Raw genomic sequence first — 22,492 nt, 5'->3', positions numbered from 1 at the left:
TTTTATTGCCTAAGGAGCGTTTACAAAACTGACACTGCTACCTTGTTAGTTTCTTTTTGGGCAAACAGTTTGGCGTTTTGTAACACTTCGTCGTCTAGCGGCAACAACCGCACCATGTCGGGTGATATAATATCCAGCTCCGGATACCGTTCCCGCTGATAATGAGCCGTTGACAGCCGTATAGCACAGGTTAACAAAGACACGTCTAAGTCGCTAGCCAATTTAACCCGATTGTGGGCAAATTTAACCGGATAAAACAACGGCATAGGCAGCTTCCACTGTTCCATAATTGAACCACTGCATTCAGTAAATAAAAATCCGAAGTGAGCAACCTGACGATCCCAGGGCGTACCCGGTGAATCATCTTTCGCATACTGTTGATATTTCTCAGGTTCACACTTTGCAATTACCAGTTCACTCAGGTTCTGCAAAATCCCCATAACAAAAAAACGATCGCTGCCACGCACATTCATGTCTTTGGCGAGGTATTTTGCCAGCATGCCGGTGAATACCGATTGCTCCCAGTGTTTATCAACAATCAGGCACTGGTTGTCAAAATGCTTAAAGGCGATATTCGCGGTTTCGGCCAGCACCAGGTTATACAGCGCCTCACCACCAATAACACTAACCGCTTTAGTGATGGATTCTATTTGCGATGGGAAGCGGAAGAGCGCACTGTTAGCCAGACGAAGTAATTTGGCAGTAAGCGAAGGATCGATGCTGATAAGCGCGGCGATGTCGTCCATATCTGAGCGCGGATCGTCCAGCACATTTCGTAACCGTAAACAGATGTCCGGTAACGTAAAGGATTGCGTTGCGTATTCAATATATTGATTCATTACCCCGTGACCTTTCCTCGATCATAATTTAAGTATATCAGCGCGTTAAAATCTCGCTGCGCTATTTGTCCGGCTCATCATCAAACAAATCCTGTTGCGACGGCTGTGTATCAGGTTGGTTACTGGATTGTGACTTACGGCGTTGATAATAGCGCTTACGCCGCTTACAGGCGTCGAGTATTACGCGTCGCGTGCCGTCATCGATCTGTAACCAGTACAGCCGCTCTTCGCGGGAGCGAAAACAGCCCTGGCAATACCCTTTAGGACCGCTTTGACAAACGCCAATACACGGACTTGGAATAGTAAAAAACTCAAGCTGAGCTGGCTGCTTGTCGTCTGCCATGGTTACAGAATTTAATAATCAATATTATTAGCTTAGCACGCCTTCGGTGGCGTAAAGTATAGTTTTTAATCAGTTAGTGTATATTCAATGGTAGAGACCACGCGCACCTGTTTAATGTGAGGGTGCTGGCTATCTCTTTCAAAAATTGAAAACTGCCCCTGATTCGCCCGTTTGATCTTACCCAGTTGACTGTTGGAATCATCGGCAAACTTCTCTGCCACTTCCCGGGCGTTGATAGTTGCTTCCTCTATCATTTCCGGTTTCACTTCATTTAAGCGGGTAAAAATGAACTCCGTGCGGGCATTATAGTTCTCGGTACTCAATGCCACGCCCTGCCCGAGCAAATCAGATAAGTTTTGCTGCACACTGCGTACTTTCATCACATCAGCAGAATATACGGTAACGGTTTGCGTGCCGCTGTAACGAAACTTTACGCCATTATTGCTGCCGTACCGCTGGGCCAGCTTGTCAGTTACTTCAGGTAGCCCTACAGTAATCTCCTCAGGCTCTATGCCCTGTAGTATAAGGTAAGCTTTTACCTTCTCGCTATTAGCCGACATAGTGTTGTACAACGACGTTAGGTCATTACCGGCTTCTACGAACTGAAGTGGCCAAATCACTTTATCGGCCACATACTCGCGCTCTGACAAGCCTTTTACCACAACCGAACGCTCCCACTGCTTAGCTTCGATTAACGCATTCCCGCCCAGGCCTCCAAGTGCTGCTGCACCAAAGAAGATACCCAGAGCCAATATTCCGGCAGCACCTTTATCCATGTTATGTCCTTTTGTTTATGATTGATTACGCCACTCACTATAAAAAGACATTATGGCAAAATCAGGTCGTTCCAGCGATAAAACAGGGATATATCCACATCCTGTCATGCCGGAAGCCGCTTGCGGCTTTCCGGTATCTCCTTGCATGGCATTTTGCTGTTAAAACAACAATCGAAAAATACTGTTAGCGTGAGACAGGCTACTTGGGAGATCCCCGCTCAAAAGCTTGCGGGGATGACGGGTTTAATTTAGCCCTGTGACGATTATTTTGGAGCCCCCCCACTCTGTCATGCCAGAAGCCGCTTGCGGCTATCCGGTACCTCCTTGAATGGTATCGGGCTAATGACATAACTAACTAAAAGTCCATAGGTGTGGAAACAGCTGCTTTTGCTTTTTATTGGTTCTTGTTATCGCGAGATATTTTAGCAGGGCAGATAAAGTAAAAGCGTAGAGGCATCATGGATGATGGCTCCGGCCAGCGAGGGCAGGACGCCCTCTCTGGACGATAGGCTTTACCTGCCCGGCTAAAATATGCTTTTCGCGATATAAGAACTGGGGGAGTCCAGAGGGGAGCCACCTCCCCTCTGGGTGCAGTCGGCACCCCGACAAAGTGTGTAGTCTTCATAGCAAATTATCTATCTCGATTAGTTGAGACAGTTCGTTCAGGAGCTCCCCGCTCAAAAGCATGCGGGGGTGACGAATAACCGGAATGCCAGTGGCATTCCGCAGTATGAGGAACGACACGCCATGGATGGCGTGGCTGGAATGACTCACAGGGATGTTTGTTACTCCTAAGCTTCCCTCATCAATGCAGTCATCCTGTGATCCAGAAATTTGCGAAACAAACGTCCGGGCTCTCCTTGTAAGGTTCAGGTTTAACACCGCTGTCGATTTGGCCGTTTTTCACCCGTTCGGTTATTGCGAACTATTGATAAACAAAAAGTTTCAGGTAATCCGTAGGCTCGTCACGGACGACGAGCCAGGGCAGCGCGGGCACGACGCCCGCTCTGCTCGTTAGGATTGCCCTTTTTGTTTCTCAATAGGTTTTTTCGCAATATAGAACTTCCGGGAGTCCAGAGGGTGTGGAATGACACCCTCTGGTCGCAGTCGGCGACCCGACAAGATGTGGATTATTCGGCTTTATCTGACAAGGTTGTTTCTGATAAGTCAAGCTCTTGAGGAGAGCCCCGCCGAGCGCATTGCGGATATGACGGGGATGTCAGATATTTTTTTAATCGAACAAACAAAAAAGGTTGTCTACAGTGAGACAACCTTTTTAGGAGGTCCCGGTCTTCGCCTTGCGAAACCGGGACGAAGAAACGCAAAGGCGTTTCTTCGCTTTAGCGTTTTTTAGCCTTAGGGTTTGGCAGATCAGTGATGCTACCTTCGAAGATTTCAGACGCCAGACCGATTGACTCATTCAGCGTTGGGTGAGCGTGAATAGTCAGCGCTACGTCTTCGGCATCGGCGCCCATTTCGATGGCTAAGCCGATTTCGCCCAGCATCTCACCGGCGTTAGTACCAATCATGGCACCACCGATTACACGGCCAGAGTCTTTGTCGAAAATCATTTTGGTCATACCGTCAGTTGCATCAGAGGCAATCGCACGACCCGAAGCAGCCCATGGGAAGGTGGCTGTTTCGTAGCTTACGCCCTGCTCTTTCGCTTCTTTCTCGGTTAAACCAACCCAAGCCACTTCTGGCTCAGTGTACGCTACTGAAGGAATGCAACGTGGGTCGAAGAAGTGCTTCTTACCAGCGATGTTCTCAGCAGCCACATGGCCTTCGTGAACCGCTTTGTGGGCCAACATAGGCTGACCAACCAGGTCGCCAATCGCGTAGATGTGGCCAACGTTGGTTTTCATTTGCTTATCAACTGAGATAAAGCCGCGCTCGTCAACTTTAACGCCTGCTTTATCTGCAGCAACCAGACCACCGTTTGGCTTACGGCCAACCGCTACCAGTACCTTGTCGTAACGTACTGGCTCAGCCGGTGCGTTTTTACCTTCAAAGCTTACGTACAGGCCATCGTCTTTGGCTTCAACGCCGGTCACCTTAGTTTCCAGCATGATGTTGAATTTTTCTTTATAGGTCTTCATGAAGACCTTCATGATGTCTTTATCGGCAGCCGGGATTAACTGGTCGAGGAACTCTACCACGTCAATGTTTGAGCCCAGTGCTTCGTATACCGTCCCCATTTCCAGGCCGATGATACCACCGCCCAGTACCAGCATTTTTTCCGGAATGTCTTTCATTTCCAGCGCGCCGGTTGAGTCGATTACGCGGTCGTCTTCAGGAATGAACGGCAGAGATACCGGCTCAGAACCTGCGGCGATAATGGCGTTTTCGAAGGAGATGGTGGTTTTACCGTCTTTGCCTTCCACTTCCAGGGTGTTTGCACCGGTAAATTTACCGTAGCCCTGAACGTGCTTAACTTTACGCATTTTAGACATACCTGCCAGACCTTTGGTCAGCTGGCCAACTACGCCGTCTTTGTATGCGCGGATTTTATCCAGATCGATTTCAGGTTCGCCGAATGAGACACCGTGGCTGGCCAGGTGCTTGGCTTCTTTCATCACTTTAGCAACGTGCAGCAGGGCTTTGGAAGGAATACATCCTACGTTCAAGCATACACCACCAAGGGTTTCTCTGGCGTCAACCAGAACTGTTTCAATCCCCATATCAGCTGCGCGGAAGGCTGCTGAATAGCCGCCGGGGCCGGCGCCTAGTACCACTAACTGCGTTTTAATTTCGCTCATCGTGACCTCAAATCTGTCCTGTTTCTATACGAATGTAAGTGTCTGAATTGTAACTAGCTGCGTCACAGCAGTAAAGGTAAACTCTCTAATTCAGATTACGATTCGCCCTGCACGAGGCAGGGCGAACAATGATTTACAGAATTAACTGGCGTAAATCTTCCAGTACTGACTTCAAGTGTACAGCAAACCTTGCTGCGACCGCGCCGTCAATAACACGATGGTCGTATGACAACGATAAAGGTACGGTCAGGCGAGGTTCAAACTCTTTACCATTCCACTTCGGCTTGATGTCAGATTTCGATACCCCAAGGATAGCGACATCCGGTGCGTTTACAATTGGCGTAAACGCAGTACCACCAATACCACCTAAGCTTGAGATGGTGAAGCAGCTGCCCTGCATGTCGGCAGCTTTAAGCTTACCGTCACGGGCTTTCTTACTGATTTCCATCAGCTCTTCGGATAGCTCGTAAATGCCTTTCTTATCAACATCACGCACCACCGGTACTACCAGGCCTCCCGGCGTATCCACGGCAATACCGATGTGGATGTATTTCTTCTGGATCAGGGTTTCACCTGACTCACCCAGTGAGGTATTAAAGATAGGGTACGCACGTAATGCATCGGCCGCCGCTTTCATCATAAACACCAGCGGAGTGATTTTTACGCCCAGCTTGCGCTTTTCAGCAATGGCATTCTGCTCTTTACGAAACGCTTCCAGATCGGTGATATCCGCTTCTTCAAACTGCGTTACGTGTGGGATAGTTACCCAGTTACGGTGCAGGTTCGGGCCGGAAATCTTCTGGATACGGGTCAGCGGCTTCTCTTCAATTTCACCAAACTTAGCAAAATCAACTTTTGGCTGTGCCAGTACCTGCAGGCCACCACCGTTACCACCAGCAGCTGGTGCTGTGGTACGCGGACGAGACAGCTCTTCTTTCACATAGGCCTGAACGTCTTCTTTAAGAATACGGTTCTTAGGACCACTGCCTGGTACTTCTGATAAATCCACACCAAACTCACGGGCAAGACGACGCACCGATGGTGAGGCGTGCACTTTACCTGTTTTTGGCTTGGTACCGGCCGAAGGATGATGCGGCACAGGGGCTTTTTTCGGTTCTGCAGGCTTGCTGGCAGCTGGTGCGCTATCCGCTTTAGGCGCAGACGCAGCACTTTCTGACTTAGCAGGCGCTGGTTTGGCGCTACCTGCCACTTTCAGCATACATACCTTGTCGCCTTTCGACACCTTATCACCGGATTTAACCAGTAACCTGGTGACCACACCTTCTTTCGGCGACGGTACATCCATAGTAGCTTTATCGGTCTCAAGAGTGATAAGACCGTCTTCAACCGCTACGGTATCGCCTTCGGCTACCAGGATTTCGATAACATCAACGTCTGATGCATCGCCAATGTCTGGTACGGTGACTTCAATTTCTTCTTCACCTGCCGGCTCTTCAGCAGCCGCTTCAGGTGCAGATTCGGTAGCAGGCGCAGATTCCGCTTTTTCAGCCGGGGCACTGTCTGAGCTTCCAGAACCGGCAACCTCAAGCAATAATACCAGAGAACCTTCGCTTACCTTATCGCCCTCTTTTACCTTCACCTCAACCACTTTACCAGCCTGTGGGCTTGGTACATCCATGGTTGCCTTGTCGGTTTCAAGGGTGATCAGGCCATCTTCGGCTTCTACGGTGTCGCCTGCGCTGACCAGAATTTCGATAACGTCTACGTCAGCAGAGTCACCAATATCCGGTACCGTTACTTCAATAGTTTCGCTACCGCCACTGCTTTGCTCGGCAGCTTGCTTTTGTTCGGCTGCTGGCGCAGATTCTTCTTTAGCAGCTGGGGCTTCTTCCGTTTTTTCTTCCTGAGCCGGAGCTTCTGCGGCATCGCCGCCAGCAACTTCCAGCTTGGCCAGTAAGTCGTTGTGGCTGATTTTATCACCCACTTTTACGCACAGCTCTTTGAGCGTACCGGCAAAAGGTGCTGGTACGTCCATGCTGGCTTTGTCACTTTCAACTGTTACCAGGGCGTCTTCGGCTTCAACCGAATCGCCTGGCGATACGCACAGTTCAATGACTTCAACTTCATCTTCACCTAAATCCGGTACTAATACGTCTTTAATGTCTGACATCGTTTGCAGTCTCCCTGAGCTTATGCGAACAGCGGGTTAATTTTGTCCGGGTCAATACCCAGATCCTGCATGGCTTTATTGAGTGTTTTGCCATCCAGTTCGCCTTGCTTATACAGCTCATAAAGCGCTGCAAAAGTCACGTACTCCGCATCCACCTCAAAGTGGCGACGTAAGTTCGCGCGGCTGTCCGAACGACCAAAACCATCAGTACCCAGTACGCGGTAAGCGCCTGGTACATAAGCACGTATCTGCTCACCGTAGTTCTTAATGTAATCGGTAGCGGTAATAGTCGGGCCGTCAAAGCCTTCGTTAAGGACTTCAGTGATATATGGCACTTTGGGATCCGCATCCGGGTGATACATATTGAAGCGGTCACACTCCTGACCGTCACGAGCCAGCTCGTTGAAAGAAGGTACTGAGTACACTTCAACCGCTACGCCGTAGTCGTCATGCAGCTTGTTAGCCGCGGTACGTACCTGCTCTAAAATGGTACCAGAGCCAAGCAGTTTAACTTTCTTCTTCGCGTTGCTGCGGCCAATGGTCTCTAACTTATAGATACCTTTGATAATGCCTTCTTCAACGCCCTTAGGCATAGCTGGCTGCTTGTAGTTTTCGTTCATTACGGTGAGGTAATAGAACACGTCTTCCTGCTCTTCGAGCATTCTGCGCAGACCATCCTGAACAATCACAGCCACTTCATAGCCGTAGGTTGGATCGTAGCTAACACAGTTAGGAATAAGCGCCGCCTGGGTATGGCTGTGGCCATCCTGGTGCTGCAGACCTTCACCGTTAAGCGTTGTACGACCAGCTGTACCGCCTACTAAGAAACCACGGGTCTGGCTGTCGCCAGCGGCCCAGGCTAAATCACCCACACGCTGGAAACCAAACATAGAGTAGTAAATGTAGAACGGCACCATTGGCAGATCGTTAGTGCTGTAAGAGGTACCTGCTGATAACCATGACGCCATGGCGCCCAGCTCGTTGATACCTTCCTGCAGTACCTGACCTTTCTGGTCTTCACGGTAGTAAGCTACCTGATCAGAATCCTGCGGCTCGTATTTCTGGCCCTGGCTTGAGTAAATACCTACCTGACGGAACAGACCTTCCATACCAAAGGTACGGGCTTCATCCGGAATAATTGGTACTATGCGCTTACCAATCTGCTTATCTTTAAGCAGTGCAGTCAGTACGCGTACAAACGCCATGGTGGTGGAAATTTCACGGTCACCAGAGCCTTTAGTTACTGCCTCAAAGGCTTTCAGTGCTGGTGCTGGCAGTTCTTCAGTAGACTTAGCCAGACGACGCGGCATGTAACCTTTAAGGGCTTCACGACGCTCGCGCAGATACTTCATCTCTGTGCTGTCTTCGTCAAACTTGTAGTATGGCAGTTTTTCTAATGCTTCGTCAGAAACCGGAATGTTGAAACGGTCGCGATAGTGTTTGATCGCTTCCATGTCCATTTTCTTAACCTGGTGAGCAATGTTTTTACCTTCACCGGCTGCCCCCATACCATAACCTTTAACGGTTTTAGCCAGGATAACCTGTGGGCGGCCTTTAGTGTTTACTGCGCGATCGTACGCTGCGTAAACTTTTACCGGATCGTGACCACCACGGTTTAAGCGCCAGATGTCTTCGTCAGACATATTGGACACCATTTCTTTCAGTTCCGGATATTTGCCGAAGAAGTGTTCACGGGTGTAAGCACCGCCCTTCGCTTTGAAGTTCTGGTACTCACCGTCTACGGTTTCGTTCATTAACTGCAGCAGTTTACCGGTAGTATCACGGGCTAACAGTGGATCCCAGTAGCGACCCCAGATAACCTTGATCACTTCCCAGCCTGCGCCGCGGAAGGTCCCTTCCAGTTCCTGGATAATTTTGCCGTTACCACGTACCGGACCGTCCAGACGCTGCAGGTTACAGTTAACCACGAAAGTCAGGTTGTCCAGGCCTTCACGAGATGCCAGACCAATTGCACCCAAGCTTTCCGGCTCATCAATTTCACCGTCACCAAGGAAGCACCATACGCGCTGATCAGAACAGTCTTTTAAACCACGGTTAGTCAGGTATTTCAGGAAACGGGCCTGATAAATAGCCTGCATCGGGCCAAGACCCATAGATACTGTTGGGAACTGCCAGAACTCAGGCATTAATTTAGGGTGCGGATAAGAAGACAGACCTTTGCCGTCTACTTCCTGACGGAAACCGTCTAACTGGTCTTCAGTTAAACGACCTTCGATATAAGCTCGTGAATAGATACCCGGCGCAACGTGGCCCTGGTACATAATAAAGTCGCCGCCGTCTTTGTCGTTCGGCGCTTTAAAGAAGTGGTTAAAACCTACATCGTAAAGCATGGCAGAAGAGGCAAAGCTTGAGATGTGACCACCTAATTCAAGGTCTTTTTTAGACGCCCGTAATACCATCATCAACGCGTTCCAGCGCAGTGCATTACGAATGCTACCTTCAATCGTCTGGTCGCCTGGCATGGTGGGTTCCTGCCCCGGCGGGATTGTATTGATATAAGCAGTGGTAGCGTCGTACGGCAAGTGCGCACCGTTGCGGCGGGCTTTCTCAATAAGAGACTCTAACAAAAAGTGCGCGCGTTCTACCCCTTCTTCCTCCAGAACCGATTCTAACGATTCCAGCCATTCCTGGGTTTCCTGCGGGTCAACATCTTGGTGCATCATATCACTCATGGTGCCATCCTATAGTTACTGATATAGAAATACATCCACACTCTATATGGCTGGTCGGCACATATGGCGGATGAAATACCTAACAAATTGTCTGACATGGCAACGATACTGCCGCACCATGTCGCTTTGTAATACTTACCTGACTGCCTCGTTATACTGCCGAAGCCGACACGTGTTCTTAAATTTCCAACCGGCGCAACGCTCGTTGCACACGACTGTCTCGCTGATTAATTGCCAACAACGTTTTTTCGATGTAGGCAAGGTGCGCATTACAGGCCTGACGGGCCGCTTCCGGATCCCGGCTTGCAATGGCTTCAACAATCTCTTTGCGCTGCTGGGCAATGTTATCAACCGCTTCGTCACTGGCATGCAAGGCCAGCATTTCAAAGTTGCGCTCGATATTGTCTACCAGCATGGTTTGCATGGTGCTCATTACATGGAGCAACACCATGTTGTGTGAGGCGCGCGCCATGATGACGTAAAAGCGCCCCAGGCATTCGGCCTGTTCGCGTTTGCATTCAGTGCGTTTGGGCGTAGGCATTTGATCCAGTGCTTCACGCAGTGCCGCATAATCTTCAGGCTGGCCACGCAACGCTGCGTAATAAGCCGACATCCCTTCAAGGGCGTGCCTGAATTCAAGTAAATCAAACTGGGTTTCCGGCCGGCCACTGATAAGGGCCATTAGCGGATCGGTCATCGCTGAATTAAGCTGACGGCTAACAAAAGTGCCGCCTCCCTGCTTACGCTCTACCAGCCCGCGGGCTTGTAAATTACCAATGGCTTCACGTAACGATGGCCGTGAGACCTGAAATTGTTCAGCCAGTTCACGTTCCGGAGGTAAGCGCTGACCGGCCAATAGCGAACCGTCGAGGATCATAGACTCGAGTTGCTCGGTGATAACGTCTGCAAGCTTTTTGCGGCCGGTTTGCATATGAAGAGTTCTGGCTCCGAAACATTGCTATGTAAACGAGAATGCGTTCACAATAAAATTGGTATTACCATTTTACCTATCTAATTAGTGTAGAGCAGAATATCACGGAGGTAAATAGTAAACATAGACCAAGTTTTATAAAGTTTCTGTAACAAACTACTTAACTTTTGAAATTATTCATAAAATTTTACGGGCCAAACTGGTTTAACCAGCCCCAAAACATCGCAATTTTCGGTAATTTAATTACAGATTAGACAAATTACAAAATGGTAAGCCATTGTTTTGCAGTGCAGCATTTTATTACCAATCACCTAAAAACTGCGATAAAAGGCTGCTGGATTCACCTTACTTCTGACCTGTAATGCTGAAAAATCGCACGTATTGTTAAAAAAACCATCAACAATGGGTATTTGTACCGCCTGATTGCGGTTAACGATCAGATTTATAAAGGAATAGATAAAGAAAAGGGCTGCCAGTGCAGCCCTTGTTTTAATGAGATAAGGATCGCTAGTTAACCAGCCCAAGTAAGGTCAGCACTGCAATAACAGACAACAGCAGCATAACATTGCGCTTCGCCAGCGTCACCAGGGCCTTAGGTTCACAGGCCGGATCCGCCTGTTGTGATTCAGTAAAGTCGACATCTTCGGCTTGAGCCGCGACTTCGGTTAAGACTTTTTCGCCGGCGATGGAAGGATGCGTCAGGTAACTCAGCCATGTCGGTAGTGCGCGGGAAAAGTGGCCCACCAACAACAATCCGAATGCGGTAATACGTACCGGGAGCCAGTCCAGAATATGCATCCATGTGGCCATCCCTTTTTTACGTTCATCGTCACTTTCACACCACAGGCGGAAACATTCCCTGCTGGTCACGTATGCGATTACACCGGCAGCGCCAAACACGGTAAAAAAGATAATCACTGCTGCGTAATGCTGATAGTTTAACCATAGTAAATGCTGGCCAAAACTTTTCCCCTGTTGGGTAGGCTCATCGGCGACTTCAAGCGAAGTACAATGGCCCAGTTCCCGCGTGTATAAATGACAAGCTTCCAAATCGCCGCGTTCAGCTGCCTGTAGAAATGAACGATAGGTATTGCGCAAAGGCTCACTGCCCAGGCACAAGAACAATATAACGCTTTGTAATACAAAGCTGATAAATCCACCAAATAACCACTGACACACTAAAAAGGTAACCAGTACCGGCAGCGCTATTTGCAGTACCAGTTGAATAGGTACGCTTTGTTTGGCTATCCAGTCCTGCCCCTGTGTCCATTGCAGGTATTGGCCCAGATGATTTTCAACATGCCACACCGGCTGCTTACGAATTGCCCTTTCCAGTGACAAGACCAATAGCAAACTGATTAACACCATGGTGGTTTCACCCTTTTATATGTTGACTAAGTGCCTGGCGATAGCCAGCCCAGTTAAATGCCACGCCCGGATCGGTTTTGCGCCCGGGGGCGATATCGTTATGCCCCACTATTCTGCCCAGTGTTATAGCCGGATACAACGAAATTATCTGCTCACTCACCGCTTCCAGCGATTCATACTGAGCCTCGGTATAAGGCAGTTCATCGGTACCTTCAAGCTCGATACCAATAGCAAAGTCATTGCATTTTTCGCGGCCCTGGAAACTGGACACCCCGGCATGCCAGGCTCTTTTGTTAAAGGGCACATATTGCTCCACCGAACCATCACGGCGGATCACGCAGTGGGCCGATACCCGCAAATGGGCGATTTCGGCATAAAAAGGATGCTCATCAGGGTCCAGCGTGCCGGTAAACAGTTGCTCTATGCCTTTGGTGCCAAACTGCCCCGGCGGCAACGAAATATTGTGGATCACCAATACGCTCACCGCACTCTCGTCTGGCCGCTCATCAAAAAACGGCGATGCCTTTATTACTGCGTCTTTATATTGATAAGAAACACTCATAGTAGTGAATTTTTTAAGTAATTCATTAGAATAGTGTGACAGCGAAGTCGCCGGTTGACAATCTAAAGGCAAGGTATGACCCAACAAAGCAATGACACCAGTAAAGCCGCCAAGTGGATGCTTATTCTTGCCTGGGCCTGTTTATTTGGCCTGCTGACCCTGGTATTTGGTGATTTGCTTGAGCAGCAGACAAACCCTAATCAAAAGCCGGTGAGTATAATGCGAGGCGAGCAAATCGAGATTCGGCTGGAACAAAATCGTCAGGGGCATTATGTGGTCAGTGGTAGCATCAATGGCAAGCCAGCAGTTTTTCTGGTTGATACCGGTGCCACCAGTGTGTCCATTCCAGCCCATTTAGCTGATGAGTTTAACCTGCCACGCGGGCGCAGCGGTATGGCCTCCACAGCAAACGGCCGGGTTAAGATTACGCTTACCGAAATTGCCACCCTAACGCTGGGCGGCATTACCCTGCAAAATGTCGGGGCGAATATTAACCCTGGCATGCAAGGCGAACAGATTTTGCTGGGTATGAGCGCCCTAAAACAGTTAGAATTCACCCAACGAGGGGAAACCCTTATTCTTCGTACCCTATAAAAAGAAGTATTATTGTGAGTCAACAATCATTGCCATCCCAACAAAGCATTCAGCAACAAGTTACCCAGGCGCTGGCCGAAGACCTCGGCGGCACGCCTGAAGCCAGTGCCGATATCACGGCCAATCTGATCCCTTCCGCCCATCAGGCTACGGCCACTATTATCACCCGCGAAGATTGCGTAGTGTGTGGTGTGGCCTGGGCCCAACTGGCATTTAGCCTGGTAGATAGCAGCATCGAACAAAGCTGGCAGGTAGCAGATGGTGACAAAATATCAGCAGACTCTGTACTGGTTTCGTTAAAAGGGCCAGCCAGAGCATTGTTAACGGCTGAGCGTACTGCTCTTAACTTTTTGCAACTGCTCTCGGGCACTGCCTCAGAAACGGCTTTTTATGCCAGTTTGCTGGCAGGTTCTGACACCCGTATTCTTGATACTCGCAAAACCATCCCGGGTTTACGGCTGGCCCAAAAATACGCGGTAGCCTGCGGCGGCGGCAAAAACCATCGCATTGGCTTATTCGACGCCTTCCTTATAAAGGAAAACCATATAATGGCCTGTGGCGGTATTGCCGAAGCAATCAGTACAGCCAAAACACAGGCGCCCGGTAAACCGGTTGAAGTGGAAGTAGAAAGCCTGGAGGAATTGCAACAGGCAATTGATGCCGGTGCCGATATTGTGATGCTGGACAATTTTACTAACGAACAGATCCAACGCGCAGTTAGCCTCACGCAAAAACGGTGTAAACTGGAGGTGTCGGGCAATATTACTTCTGAAAGATTATCTTCTCTGGCCTTGCTGGGCGTGGATTACATCTCTTCAGGAGCGCTTACCAAGCATGTCAAGGCGGTTGATTTGTCATTACGCATAAATTTGTAGTATCGGCTAACCGCCTGAATTCCCTGGCTTAGGTATCTTTACGTATGCCGGATTGTACAAATAGGTAGCAGTTTCCAACACTAGAGTATAATTCCTAATACTTGTCAGATGCTTAGATGGTTCTATACTGAGAATCAAGTATCGGGGACGTGAGTTACGACGCCTCAGGTATCAACCTTAACTTTATTAAATGCTGACATTTTATTGTTTTGCGACCCGGAGAATGTGACCATGAAAAATATCAAACTGAACAACAAAGGCTTTACCTTAATCGAACTGATGATCGTTGTTGCCATCATCGGTATTCTGGCAGCGGTAGCATTACCTGCTTACCAGACTTACACTAACAAAGCGAAATTCTCAGAAGTTGTAGGTGCAACTCAATCTCTGAAAACTGCTATTGAAATTTGTGCTCAAACTGAAGGCGCCCTGGCCTCTTGTGCACATGGCAACAACGGCGTTCCGGTAGCCATTAATGCAGCCAATGCTAACCAGTATGGCAACGTTGATTCTCTGGTATGGGATGAAGCTGCTGGTACTATCACTGCAACTGCGGTAACTGCCGGCGGTCTGAATGGTGAAACTTACATCTTGACAGGTGTTTTCAACAACGGCCAAATCACCTGGACTGAGGGCGGTACTTGTGGCGCGGCGTCAATCTGCTAAATAAGAATTATCCTCAAAGCCCAGTTTTCACTGGGCTTTTTGCTTTCTGAACAGTGAGAAATAGCGATGGCTAAAGAACAAGCGTTAACCACCTACACCTGGCAAGGCAAAAATGCTAAAGGTCAAACCATTAAAGGTGAAACCAGTGCCAAATCTGTTCAGGAAGCAAAAAATCTACTTCGCCGCCGCGGCATATCGGCGACAAAAGTAAGAAAATTATCCAAACCTTTATTCGGTCGCGGCGGCGATAAAATAACACCTGCTGATATTTGTGTTATCACCCGCCAGATGGCCACTATGCTGGCAGCGGGTGTTACCCTAATACAAACCATCGATATGCTGGCAGCGGGTCATTCAAAAGCCTCAATGCGTAAAGTACTCATTCAGATTGGTGACGACGTAAAAGCCGGTACGCCGCTGTCGAATGCACTGCGCAAGCATCCAAAATATTTTGACGATTTATATTGCGATCTGGTGGAAACCGGTGAGCAGTCAGGTGCACTGGAAACTATCTATGACCGGATTGCGGTTTACAAAGAAAAAGCCGAGGCACTTAAATCCAAAATTAAAAAAGCCATGTTTTATCCGATTGCGGTACTGGTTGTTGCCTTTATCGTAACGGCAGTATTGTTGATCTTCGTGGTGCCACAATTTGAAGAAATATTTTCCAGCTTTGGCGCTTCACTGCCCGCGTTTACAATGTTTGTGCTGGGGATATCACGATTTGTTCAGGATTATGGCGTATTCCTGTTGGCGGGGATTGGTGTCTTTATTTATTTGTTTAAGGTCTACCACAACAAATCAAAAGATTTCCGTGACAGCCTGGATGCCAAGCTCCTTAAAATTCCCGTTATTGGCGAAATCTTGCGTAAAGCCGCTATTGCGCGCTTTACAAGAACGCTCGCCACCACCTTTGCAGCCGGTGTTCCCTTAATCGGTGCTTTAGAGTCAGCCGCAGGGGCATCGGGTAATGCGGTTTATCGCGACGCGATTTTATTTATCCGTAAAGAAGTCGCCGGGGGTATTCAGATGAATGCCGCTATGCGCAGCACTGCGGTCTTCCCTGATATGGTGACGCAGATGATCGCCATTGGTGAGGAGTCCGGCGCAGTAGATGAGATGCTCAGCAAAATCGCCACGATTTACGAAAACGAAGTGGACGATATGGTCGACGGTTTAACCAGCTTGCTGGAACCCATGATCATGGCAGTACTTGGCGTGGTTATCGGTGGCCTGATTGTTGCCATGTACCTGCCGATTTTCCAAATGGGTATGGTAGTTTAACGTTAGCTAAGCTGTTATTCTTAATTGCATTTTCTGATAATAGGTTACGCCCTGCATGCAATCTGTCATTGAGCTTAGTTTACACTCACCCTGGTTCTTTTATGCCCTGGCGGCCATTATCAGCCTGATGGTGGGCAGCTTTTTAAATGTGGTTATCTACCGCTTGCCTATTATGATGGAGCGTGACTGGCAGCGGGAATATCAGAGCTATTTCAATCCCGATGAGCCGGCCCCCGATACCGAGCGCTTCGATTTAATTAAACCTGACAGCACGTGCCCAAAATGCGGCCACCGCATTCGCGCCTGGGAAAATATTCCCGTACTCAGCTATTTATTTTTAGGTGGCAAATGCAGTCAGTGTAAAACCGGCATCTCATTTCGCTATCCGGCGGTGGAGTTACTGACCGGCATTCTCTCTCTTTGGGCAGCACTTCATTACGGCCCGTCCTCTCAGGCTTTAATCGTAATCGTATTAACCTGGTTACTGGTTGCCATGACCTTTATCGACCTGGATAAAATGATCCTCCCCGATCAACTGACCCTGCCCCTGCTGTGGATTGGTCTGTTGGCCAGTATCAATCACATTTTTGTGTCGCCCACCGAAGCTATTCTGGGTGCGGCCATCGGCTATCTGAGTTTATGGAGTATTTACTGGGCATTTAAACTGCTTACCGGAAAAGAAGGCATGGGTTACGGCGACTTTAAGTTGCTCGCTGCACTGGGTGCATTTACCGGCTGGCAGGGTTTGCTGATTATTATTTTATTGTCTTCTTTTGTTGGTGCGATATTCGGTATCATCATCATGATCCGGCAAAAGCAAGGTAAAGAGTTAGCAATTCCTTTTGGTCCCTATCTTGCCATTGCCGGCTGGCTTACCCTGTTATATCAGGAACCTATCAAAACCGCCTACCTGAGCTGGGCGCTAGGTTACTAGAATGAATGATAAACGCCCTTTTCTGGTTGGTGTTACCGGCGGTATCGGCTCGGGTAAAACACTGGTAACCGATACCTTTGCCAATTCGGGTATTGAGGTGGTCGATGCAGATATTGTAGCCCGGGATGTTGTGGCGCCAGGTTCGCCTGGACTTGCTGCCATCACTGCCCACTTTGGCGACACTATTTTAACCGCACAAGGTGAGCTGAACCGGGCAGCTTTGCGAGAGTTAGTGTTTACTAACGAAGAGCGGAAACAATGGCTGAATCAGTGTTTACATCCGCGAATTCGTGAGGCGATGGCCGAAGCGATCAGCAACATCCGCTCTGAATACGGTGTGCTCGCGGTACCACTACTCATTGAGAACGGTATGCAAAAGATGGTCGACCGCATTGCGGTAGTGGATTGTCCGGAATCTGTTCAATTGAAGCGTGCGCTCTCACGCGATGGCAGCAGCGAAGCGGCAATAAAAGGCATTATGGCGGCTCAGGTTTCGCGGGAAGATCGCCTTGCAGAGGCTGACGATGTAATTGATAACAGTCGGGATAGAGAATACACCATCGCACAGGTTAAGCAGTTACATGAGCAATATCTTGGGATAGCCCGCACCTTCACCCGTTAGCACTCAGTCATAACTTAAGCGCTATAGCATAGTTTGTTGCATCCACATTCTGGCAAACCGCCAGACCGCTTTACGTCGTCGGTGGGCCTTGTGCGGATCGTCATCGTGCCAGCCCTTAAACGCACCGGCCGAAAAACTTCCGAATAACCCCAGTGGCGTTGCCAGCAGTTGCTTGGAGGCAGCAATGGCATCTTCCTGACAATATTTGCCCAGCAGTTTAATTTCTTTGTATTCGTGAACTCGTTGGTCGCGCTCCGCGATCGCACGTTTTAAAAACAGATTGGCCATATTAACTCTCCTGTTTACTTTGCTGTGCTTTGTCACTGCCCTCTTGAGGCTCACCTTTTACGGCTGCGACCAGTGGATTGATGGAAATGTGTTTAAACGCGTCCTTCGCCACACGCCAGGCCATGAACATCAACAGCCCGTTAACCAACAACAAGATACCTGCTACTACAGCGGCATGTAATCCGGCTTTAGCCAGTAAAACAGCCGAAGCTGCATTAAGAATTAACCAGCAAACACAACCAAAGGCAAACGTTGCCAGGGTTGCAAGCGCGGTAACCAGCACAGACTGCCTGAGCAGTTTTGCCTCGGCTCCCACCATTTCCCATTGCGCACTGAACTGAAGTTTCTTTGCCTCAATAAGGTCAGACACTGCGGCAACTACTTCATCCAGGGTTATGTCTGGCTGCGGTGCCTGCTCAGCAGATTGCTCCTGATGCGGCGACGCCCCGTCGGGCACGTTACTGTCCGGACGGGGCGTTGCTGGTTCGTTAACAGATGATTGATTCATCCATCACCTCTGATTATTTGCTTTTTTTCAGCAAAGAGGCCACCAGCATGCCGGCTGCGAAAGTAATACCCGCTGCCGCTACAGGGTTTTCTACGGCGTAATTACGCACTGAAGAACCTAACCATTTCTGCTTCATCAGGCGACGACGAGCAGCCAGATTATCCGCCGATTCTGAAGCCGACTCACGTAAGCTTTGTTCAGCGGTTGCCGCTTTTTCTGCGATCGTATCCAGCGAATCATGCAGTGTGGATTGCAGTTTATCTGTCATAGGATGACCTGATGTATCTGCACCATTGGCGGTAGACTTTGATGTAGCCATAATTCTCTCCTTAAATTTAATTGTACTTCCCCCTGACTGCTGCAACTGCTGTTCCAGGTTAAAAAATCAAGCTAAGCCTATGATTTTTGGCTATTATTAAAATAACGCCCGCTAAACTTACGTGTTTGTAGGTAAATTCTGCGCAGCGGTCATGTAATTCCTTCCTGTTTGTAAGGCCAGATAACCGCCATAGCTGGCGAATGCATTGGTAAATTACTGGCTGGGCTGGTACGCTAATGCGAATAATTGACGAGGAACCGAATGTCAAACACAACAGTCTACGAATTCCCGCTGAAAGAAAAAGTTCGTAACTATCTGCGTATCGAACAGTTAATGGGACAACTGAAACTGGGTGCCGCGGGCCTTGATAATGGCTTATCGCTGTATTTCTTTGAGCAGCTGTTTACCTTACTGGACTTGTTTGAACGTATCGACATTCGTACCGATATCATTAAAGACCTTGATGCCCACGAGAAAAACCTGGTGCATTGGTCGCAGCTGCCCAACATCGATAACGATGCCCTGCAACAAACCCTGAAAACCATTATCAACGTGCGCGACCAGCTCAAGGTCAGTAAAAAAATCAGCGCTGAACTGCGTGATGATAAATTTCTGGCCAGTATTCGTCAGCGCTTTGCCATCCCGGGCGGTACCTGCAGTTTTGATTTACCCAATTTACATTATTGGTGTCATCGTCCGATTGCTGCACGCCAGGAAGATATAAAACAGTGGATCATGAGCTTCGCACTCACCGAAGAGGCAATCAGCATTGCCCTGTCGTTTTTACGAGAGCGCACCGCTTTTAGTGCAACGGAAGCTGCCAATGGCTTTTATCAGGGTGTAGCAGACGATCGCAACGAACTGATTAGGATCCGTTGTGACACCAGCGAAGAATATTATCCTGTACTGAGCGGAAATAAGTATCGTTATGCCATCCGCTTTATGTACTATAACCCACCTGAAGGCCGCTCCGGTGCGGTCGAGAAACCGGTTCAATTTGATTTAGCAGCGTGTTAATTGTGAAAGTAAAATGCCCAACCTGTCAGCAAGACGTGGAATGGTCACCAAGCAGTGAATACCGCCCGTTTTGCAGCAAAAAATGCCAGTTGATTGATTTAGGTGAGTGGGCTGGTGAAGAAAAAGTCATCTCCAGTCCGGCCCAGGAGTCTGATATCAACAACCTGGATCCCGAAGATATTGAAGCCATGCTGAGTGAACAACACAGCGACTTTTTTAAGCATTAGAGACGAACTCCAATGATCGCAAACATCACTATTGTGGGCGGAACCCACGGTAACGAAACCAGTGGTATTCAACTGGTGAGAAACTGGCAGAAATTTGGCGTACCGGCAGCCTATAAGGGGCTGAACATCGACTGTTATTTATCCAATATGGCAGCTATCGATGCCAATGTACGCTTTGTTGAGGAAGACCTTAACCGTCAGTTTACGCCTGCTCTGCTGGCGCGCCAGCCGCAGTGTCAGGAAGCCCGTTTAGCCCATGCGCTTAATCAACAATGGGGGCCGAAAGGCGAGTCAGACATCGACCTGCTCATCGACATCCACAACACCACCAGCGCCATGGGAGCTACCTTAATCATTCTGCAAGCCGATGAGTTTCATACCCAGCTCGCCCGCTATGTAAAACAGCAGATGCCAGAAGCCAATATTCTGGTAGAGGACGAAAAGCCGCCATCAGAGCATGCTTATCTGTGCAGCATTGGTAAGCGCGGAATCATGATTGAAGTAGGCGCACAGCCTCAGGGCGTGTTGCGCGCAGATGTATACGACCTAACAGAGCGGATGGCCCTGGCAATTCTCGACTTTGTGAATGCTTATAACAGCAATTCAGTGCCGGAACTGCCGCCCTGCGACGTGTTTCGTTTTATTGAAAACATTACCTTCCCGCGCAGCGAAGACGGTGAGAGACTGGCCATGATCCACCCTGCCTTACAAGATAATGACTTTGCTCCGGTAAGCACCGGTGAGCCAGTATTTTTGTCTTTTGATGGTGAGCCACAAGCCTGGCAGGGCGAGACCATTTACCCTCATTTTATTAACGAAGCGGCCTACCACAAACTTCACGTTGCCTTCGCCACCGCCACTAAGGCGCAGCTTTAATCTTCTGCGAAAATCAGGTCAGCCTTCTACTCGCTGACCTGATTTAACATTTATTATACATTTCCGAATTCAGTCTATACTTAAAGCAGTATCAACAAAAGATGGCTGAATGCCCCCCGTTCAGACATGACAGGCTTTGCTAATGTACTTCCACGGCCAAAAGCAGAAGTGCATCACCTGATAACTTCGTAACGAGGCTGACTGATGATTATTTCACTTACCCGCCATAAGGCAGAACTCGGTAAGATAAAAGCGCTGGCCGATACCGCGCAGTACCTGATCCGCTCAATTAGGAACTCTGTAGCCACTATTCAATTTACGCCAAACGGAGAGATACTGGACGCCAATGATCTATTCTGTAACGCCGTGGGCTATTCATTAAACCAGATTCAGGGTCAGCATCACCGGATGTTTTGTACATCCAGCTATGCAAAAAGTCAGGATTACGCCAAATTCTGGCAACAACTCAAGGATGGGATACCGCAAACCGGCACATTCGAACGCAATAAGGCAAACGGCGAGACAATCTGGCTTGAGGCTACTTACATTCCCGTTGTTGACGCCAACAACCGTGTAAGTTCAATCCTCAAAATTGCCTGTGATGTAACCGACAGAATGGATGAAGTGATGTCACTTAAGGCAGTTAATGACTCACTGGATAAATCAACCGCCGTTATCGAGTTCACTCCAACCGGCGAAGTTCGCAAAGCCAACCGTAACTTTCTTAGCGCCATGGGATATTCACTGGACCAGATCAAAGGTAAACATCACGCCATGTTCTGTACCCAGGAGTTTTTAGAAGCGAATAAAGACTTCTGGAAACGACTGGGTAGCGGTGAACACCAAAGCGGCTTGTTTGAACGGCGCACCGCCCAGGGTAATCCAATCTGGCTGGAAGCAACTTACAACCCCATATTGGGGCCGGATGGCAACGTTATAAAAGTGATTAAGTTTGCTACCGACGTGACCGCTCAGGTAGAAGAAAAGCAGCTAATCACCAAAGCTGCAGAGCTGGCTTTCTCGACGGCAGAAGAAACCGCGCAAATAGCCGAACAGGGCAACGTTATGCTCAAAAAATCAGTAGTAGCATCCGACTCCGCCCGCAGTCAGGTGAATACCGCCAACGATTTAATGGCTAAGCTTATCGAACAATCAACAAGTATTGGTGCCATCGTTTCTACCATTCGTTCGATTGCTGAGCAAACCAACCTGCTCGCCCTGAATGCCGCCATTGAAGCCGCCCGGGCCGGCGATCAGGGACGCGGTTTCGCCGTTGTAGCCGACGAGGTACGCCAACTCGCCAGCCGCACCAGTGAATCCACAGTGGAGATTGAATCGGTGGTCAGTGAAAATAAACAGCTGTCAGGTAATGCATCAGAGCAGATGAAAAACGTTCGCCTCAATGTGGATCAAACCAACGAACAGATCACCCAGGTGCAGGGGGTAATGGACGAAATCCATAAGGGCGCGGTAAATGTCTCGGTGTCAGTTTCGTCGCTGCTTAAATAACCGCTCGTCATTACACATTAAGTTACTGTCATGCAGTCTACACATCAATAGAACCCCAGGGAGATCCCGGATAGTTTCTGCGAAACTTCCGAGATGACAAATTTGTTGGCAACGTCATTCCGCTCCAAATATCAAAGCCCCCGTCCCAAATATATCTGTCATCCCGGCCAACGAGCCGGGACCTCCCAAACAGTCTGCCCCAGCTCAAATAACCTTTTCATGAGATCCCCGCTCAAAAGCATGCGGGGATGACTTTTTTAATTCGGTCATCCCGATCCAAATATATCTGTCATCCCGGCCCAAATATATCTGTCATCCCGGCCCAAATATATCTGTCATCCCGGCCCAAATATATCTGTCATCCCGGCCCA

Annotated in this window: 22 protein-coding genes; 10 read left to right on the top strand and 12 right to left on the bottom strand. The window is 48.9% G+C overall.

Going from position 1 to position 22,492, the window contains the following annotated elements; all coding sequences use genetic code 11:
• Window positions 1-20: 20 nt before the first annotated feature.
• The 9 genes from D9T21_RS16270 to ampD form a co-directional block, all read right to left on the bottom strand.
• A complete protein-coding gene (locus D9T21_RS16270; protein ID WP_123326036.1) occupies window positions 21-839 on the bottom strand; it encodes an HDOD domain-containing protein in 819 nt (272 codons plus the stop codon).
• Between the two features lie 61 nt (window positions 840-900).
• Window positions 901-1,182 (bottom strand): DUF1289 domain-containing protein, encoded by a 282-nt coding sequence (locus tag D9T21_RS16265; RefSeq protein ID WP_123326034.1) that lies wholly within the window; start codon window positions 1,180-1,182, stop codon window positions 901-903.
• Window positions 1,183-1,247: 65 nt separating this feature from the next.
• Window positions 1,248-1,958 carry an SIMPL domain-containing protein gene (locus tag D9T21_RS16260; RefSeq protein ID WP_123326032.1) on the bottom strand — a complete coding sequence of 237 codons (711 nt, stop codon included), beginning with the start codon at window positions 1,956-1,958 and terminating at the stop codon, window positions 1,248-1,250.
• A gap of 1,340 nt (window positions 1,959-3,298) precedes the next feature.
• Window positions 3,299-4,717, bottom strand: coding sequence for a dihydrolipoyl dehydrogenase (gene lpdA / locus D9T21_RS16245; RefSeq protein ID WP_105936681.1), 1,419 nt, complete (start codon window positions 4,715-4,717; stop codon window positions 3,299-3,301).
• A 133-nt stretch (window positions 4,718-4,850) separates the two neighbouring features.
• Entirely contained in the window at window positions 4,851-6,848 is a 1,998-nt protein-coding gene (aceF, locus tag D9T21_RS16240) for a pyruvate dehydrogenase complex dihydrolipoyllysine-residue acetyltransferase (protein ID WP_123326027.1), read from the bottom strand.
• 20 nt (window positions 6,849-6,868) lie between these two features.
• A complete protein-coding gene (gene aceE / locus D9T21_RS16235; RefSeq protein ID WP_123326025.1) occupies window positions 6,869-9,541 on the bottom strand; it encodes a pyruvate dehydrogenase (acetyl-transferring), homodimeric type in 2,673 nt (890 codons plus the stop codon).
• Window positions 9,542-9,719: 178 nt separating this feature from the next.
• Entirely contained in the window at window positions 9,720-10,472 is a 753-nt protein-coding gene (locus D9T21_RS16230) for a GntR family transcriptional regulator (RefSeq protein WP_123326023.1), read from the bottom strand.
• Between the two features lie 507 nt (window positions 10,473-10,979).
• Window positions 10,980-11,840 carry a beta-lactamase regulator AmpE gene (gene ampE / locus D9T21_RS16220; RefSeq protein ID WP_123326018.1) on the bottom strand — a complete coding sequence of 287 codons (861 nt, stop codon included), beginning with the start codon at window positions 11,838-11,840 and terminating at the stop codon, window positions 10,980-10,982.
• A 7-nt stretch (window positions 11,841-11,847) separates the two neighbouring features.
• Window positions 11,848-12,402 (bottom strand): 1,6-anhydro-N-acetylmuramyl-L-alanine amidase AmpD, encoded by a 555-nt coding sequence (gene ampD / locus D9T21_RS16215; protein WP_123326207.1) that lies wholly within the window; start codon window positions 12,400-12,402, stop codon window positions 11,848-11,850.
• A gap of 75 nt (window positions 12,403-12,477) precedes the next feature.
• Between ampD and D9T21_RS16210 the strand changes: the two genes are divergently transcribed.
• The 6 genes from D9T21_RS16210 (at window position 12,478) to coaE (ending at window position 17,377) form a co-directional block, all read left to right on the top strand.
• The gene (locus D9T21_RS16210; protein WP_206427289.1) at window positions 12,478-12,996 is read left to right on the top strand and encodes a retropepsin-like aspartic protease family protein; all 519 of its coding nucleotides are present in this window, start codon (window positions 12,478-12,480) and stop codon (window positions 12,994-12,996) included.
• 11 nt (window positions 12,997-13,007) lie between these two features.
• Window positions 13,008-13,871, top strand: coding sequence for a carboxylating nicotinate-nucleotide diphosphorylase (nadC, locus tag D9T21_RS16205; protein WP_377907564.1), 864 nt, complete (start codon window positions 13,008-13,010; stop codon window positions 13,869-13,871).
• A gap of 231 nt (window positions 13,872-14,102) precedes the next feature.
• Window positions 14,103-14,537, top strand: a complete 435-nt coding sequence (locus D9T21_RS16200; RefSeq protein WP_123326016.1) for a pilin — start codon at window positions 14,103-14,105, stop codon at window positions 14,535-14,537.
• A 66-nt stretch (window positions 14,538-14,603) separates the two neighbouring features.
• Window positions 14,604-15,821: a type II secretion system F family protein gene (locus D9T21_RS16195; protein WP_123326015.1), complete on the top strand. Its 1,218-nt coding sequence runs from the start codon at window positions 14,604-14,606 to the stop codon at window positions 15,819-15,821.
• A gap of 55 nt (window positions 15,822-15,876) precedes the next feature.
• Window positions 15,877-16,755 (top strand): prepilin peptidase, encoded by an 879-nt coding sequence (locus tag D9T21_RS16190; RefSeq protein ID WP_123326013.1) that lies wholly within the window; start codon window positions 15,877-15,879, stop codon window positions 16,753-16,755.
• Window position 16,756: 1 nt separating this feature from the next.
• Window positions 16,757-17,377 carry a dephospho-CoA kinase gene (gene coaE, locus D9T21_RS16185; RefSeq protein ID WP_123326011.1) on the top strand — a complete coding sequence of 207 codons (621 nt, stop codon included), beginning with the start codon at window positions 16,757-16,759 and terminating at the stop codon, window positions 17,375-17,377.
• 21 nt (window positions 17,378-17,398) lie between these two features.
• Here the strand turns inward: coaE and D9T21_RS16180 are convergent, their stop codons facing one another.
• The 3 genes from D9T21_RS16180 to D9T21_RS16170 are packed head-to-tail and all read right to left on the bottom strand — an operon-like array spanning window position 17,399 to window position 18,492.
• A complete protein-coding gene (locus D9T21_RS16180; protein ID WP_123326009.1) occupies window positions 17,399-17,665 on the bottom strand; it encodes a hypothetical protein in 267 nt (88 codons plus the stop codon).
• 1 nt (window position 17,666) lies between these two features.
• A complete protein-coding gene (locus D9T21_RS16175; protein WP_123326007.1) occupies window positions 17,667-18,173 on the bottom strand; it encodes a hypothetical protein in 507 nt (168 codons plus the stop codon).
• 13 nt (window positions 18,174-18,186) lie between these two features.
• Entirely contained in the window at window positions 18,187-18,492 is a 306-nt protein-coding gene (locus tag D9T21_RS16170; protein ID WP_105936691.1) for a DUF883 domain-containing protein, read from the bottom strand.
• 261 nt (window positions 18,493-18,753) lie between these two features.
• Between D9T21_RS16170 and zapD the strand changes: the two genes are divergently transcribed.
• From zapD to D9T21_RS16150, 4 genes are all read left to right on the top strand, one after another.
• Window positions 18,754-19,509 (top strand): cell division protein ZapD, encoded by a 756-nt coding sequence (gene zapD, locus D9T21_RS16165; RefSeq protein WP_123326005.1) that lies wholly within the window; start codon window positions 18,754-18,756, stop codon window positions 19,507-19,509.
• Window positions 19,510-19,511: 2 nt separating this feature from the next.
• Window positions 19,512-19,736, top strand: a complete 225-nt coding sequence (yacG, locus tag D9T21_RS16160) for a DNA gyrase inhibitor YacG (RefSeq protein WP_105936693.1) — start codon at window positions 19,512-19,514, stop codon at window positions 19,734-19,736.
• A 12-nt stretch (window positions 19,737-19,748) separates the two neighbouring features.
• Window positions 19,749-20,612 (top strand): aspartoacylase, encoded by an 864-nt coding sequence (locus D9T21_RS16155; RefSeq protein WP_123326003.1) that lies wholly within the window; start codon window positions 19,749-19,751, stop codon window positions 20,610-20,612.
• Between the two features lie 204 nt (window positions 20,613-20,816).
• On the top strand, window positions 20,817-22,121 hold the full coding sequence (locus D9T21_RS16150) for a methyl-accepting chemotaxis protein (protein ID WP_123326001.1): 1,305 nt from the start codon (window positions 20,817-20,819) through the stop codon (window positions 22,119-22,121).
• Window positions 22,122-22,492: the final 371 nt, after the last annotated feature.

Origin of the sequence: Marisediminitalea oceani (assembly GCF_003731635.1) — a bacterium.
GTDB lineage: Bacteria > Pseudomonadota > Gammaproteobacteria > Enterobacterales > Alteromonadaceae > Alteromonas > Alteromonas oceani.
The sequence above is the reverse complement of the archived record's forward strand: the minus strand, read 5'-3'. Positions and strand labels throughout refer to the sequence as shown.

Bases quoted from the DNA above. Each gene is read 5' to 3' on its own strand.
- D9T21_RS16180 (WP_123326009.1), bottom strand. From the start codon at position 17,665: ATGGCCAATCTGTTTTTAAAACGTGCGATCGCGGAGCGCGACCAACGA.
- D9T21_RS16230 (WP_123326023.1), bottom strand. From the start codon at position 10,472: ATGCAAACCGGCCGCAAAAAGCTTGCAGACGTTATCACCGAGCAACTC.
- D9T21_RS16175 (WP_123326007.1), bottom strand. From the start codon at position 18,173: ATGAATCAATCATCTGTTAACGAACCAGCAACGCCCCGTCCGGACAGT.
- D9T21_RS16210 (WP_206427289.1), top strand. From the start codon at position 12,478: ATGACCCAACAAAGCAATGACACCAGTAAAGCCGCCAAGTGGATGCTT.
- D9T21_RS16190 (WP_123326013.1), top strand. From the start codon at position 15,877: ATGCAATCTGTCATTGAGCTTAGTTTACACTCACCCTGGTTCTTTTAT.
- D9T21_RS16195 (WP_123326015.1), top strand. From the start codon at position 14,604: ATGGCTAAAGAACAAGCGTTAACCACCTACACCTGGCAAGGCAAAAAT.
- zapD (WP_123326005.1), top strand. From the start codon at position 18,754: ATGTCAAACACAACAGTCTACGAATTCCCGCTGAAAGAAAAAGTTCGT.
- D9T21_RS16270 (WP_123326036.1), bottom strand. From the start codon at position 839: ATGAATCAATATATTGAATACGCAACGCAATCCTTTACGTTACCGGAC.
- D9T21_RS16170 (WP_105936691.1), bottom strand. From the start codon at position 18,492: ATGGCTACATCAAAGTCTACCGCCAATGGTGCAGATACATCAGGTCAT.
- ampD (WP_123326207.1), bottom strand. From the start codon at position 12,402: ATGAGTGTTTCTTATCAATATAAAGACGCAGTAATAAAGGCATCGCCG.
- aceF (WP_123326027.1), bottom strand. From the start codon at position 6,848: ATGTCAGACATTAAAGACGTATTAGTACCGGATTTAGGTGAAGATGAA.
- D9T21_RS16155 (WP_123326003.1), top strand. From the start codon at position 19,749: ATGATCGCAAACATCACTATTGTGGGCGGAACCCACGGTAACGAAACC.
- D9T21_RS16260 (WP_123326032.1), bottom strand. From the start codon at position 1,958: ATGGATAAAGGTGCTGCCGGAATATTGGCTCTGGGTATCTTCTTTGGT.
- D9T21_RS16150 (WP_123326001.1), top strand. From the start codon at position 20,817: ATGATTATTTCACTTACCCGCCATAAGGCAGAACTCGGTAAGATAAAA.
- D9T21_RS16200 (WP_123326016.1), top strand. From the start codon at position 14,103: ATGAAAAATATCAAACTGAACAACAAAGGCTTTACCTTAATCGAACTG.
- lpdA (WP_105936681.1), bottom strand. From the start codon at position 4,717: ATGAGCGAAATTAAAACGCAGTTAGTGGTACTAGGCGCCGGCCCCGGC.
- D9T21_RS16265 (WP_123326034.1), bottom strand. From the start codon at position 1,182: ATGGCAGACGACAAGCAGCCAGCTCAGCTTGAGTTTTTTACTATTCCA.
- ampE (WP_123326018.1), bottom strand. From the start codon at position 11,840: ATGGTGTTAATCAGTTTGCTATTGGTCTTGTCACTGGAAAGGGCAATT.
- aceE (WP_123326025.1), bottom strand. From the start codon at position 9,541: ATGAGTGATATGATGCACCAAGATGTTGACCCGCAGGAAACCCAGGAA.
- coaE (WP_123326011.1), top strand. From the start codon at position 16,757: ATGAATGATAAACGCCCTTTTCTGGTTGGTGTTACCGGCGGTATCGGC.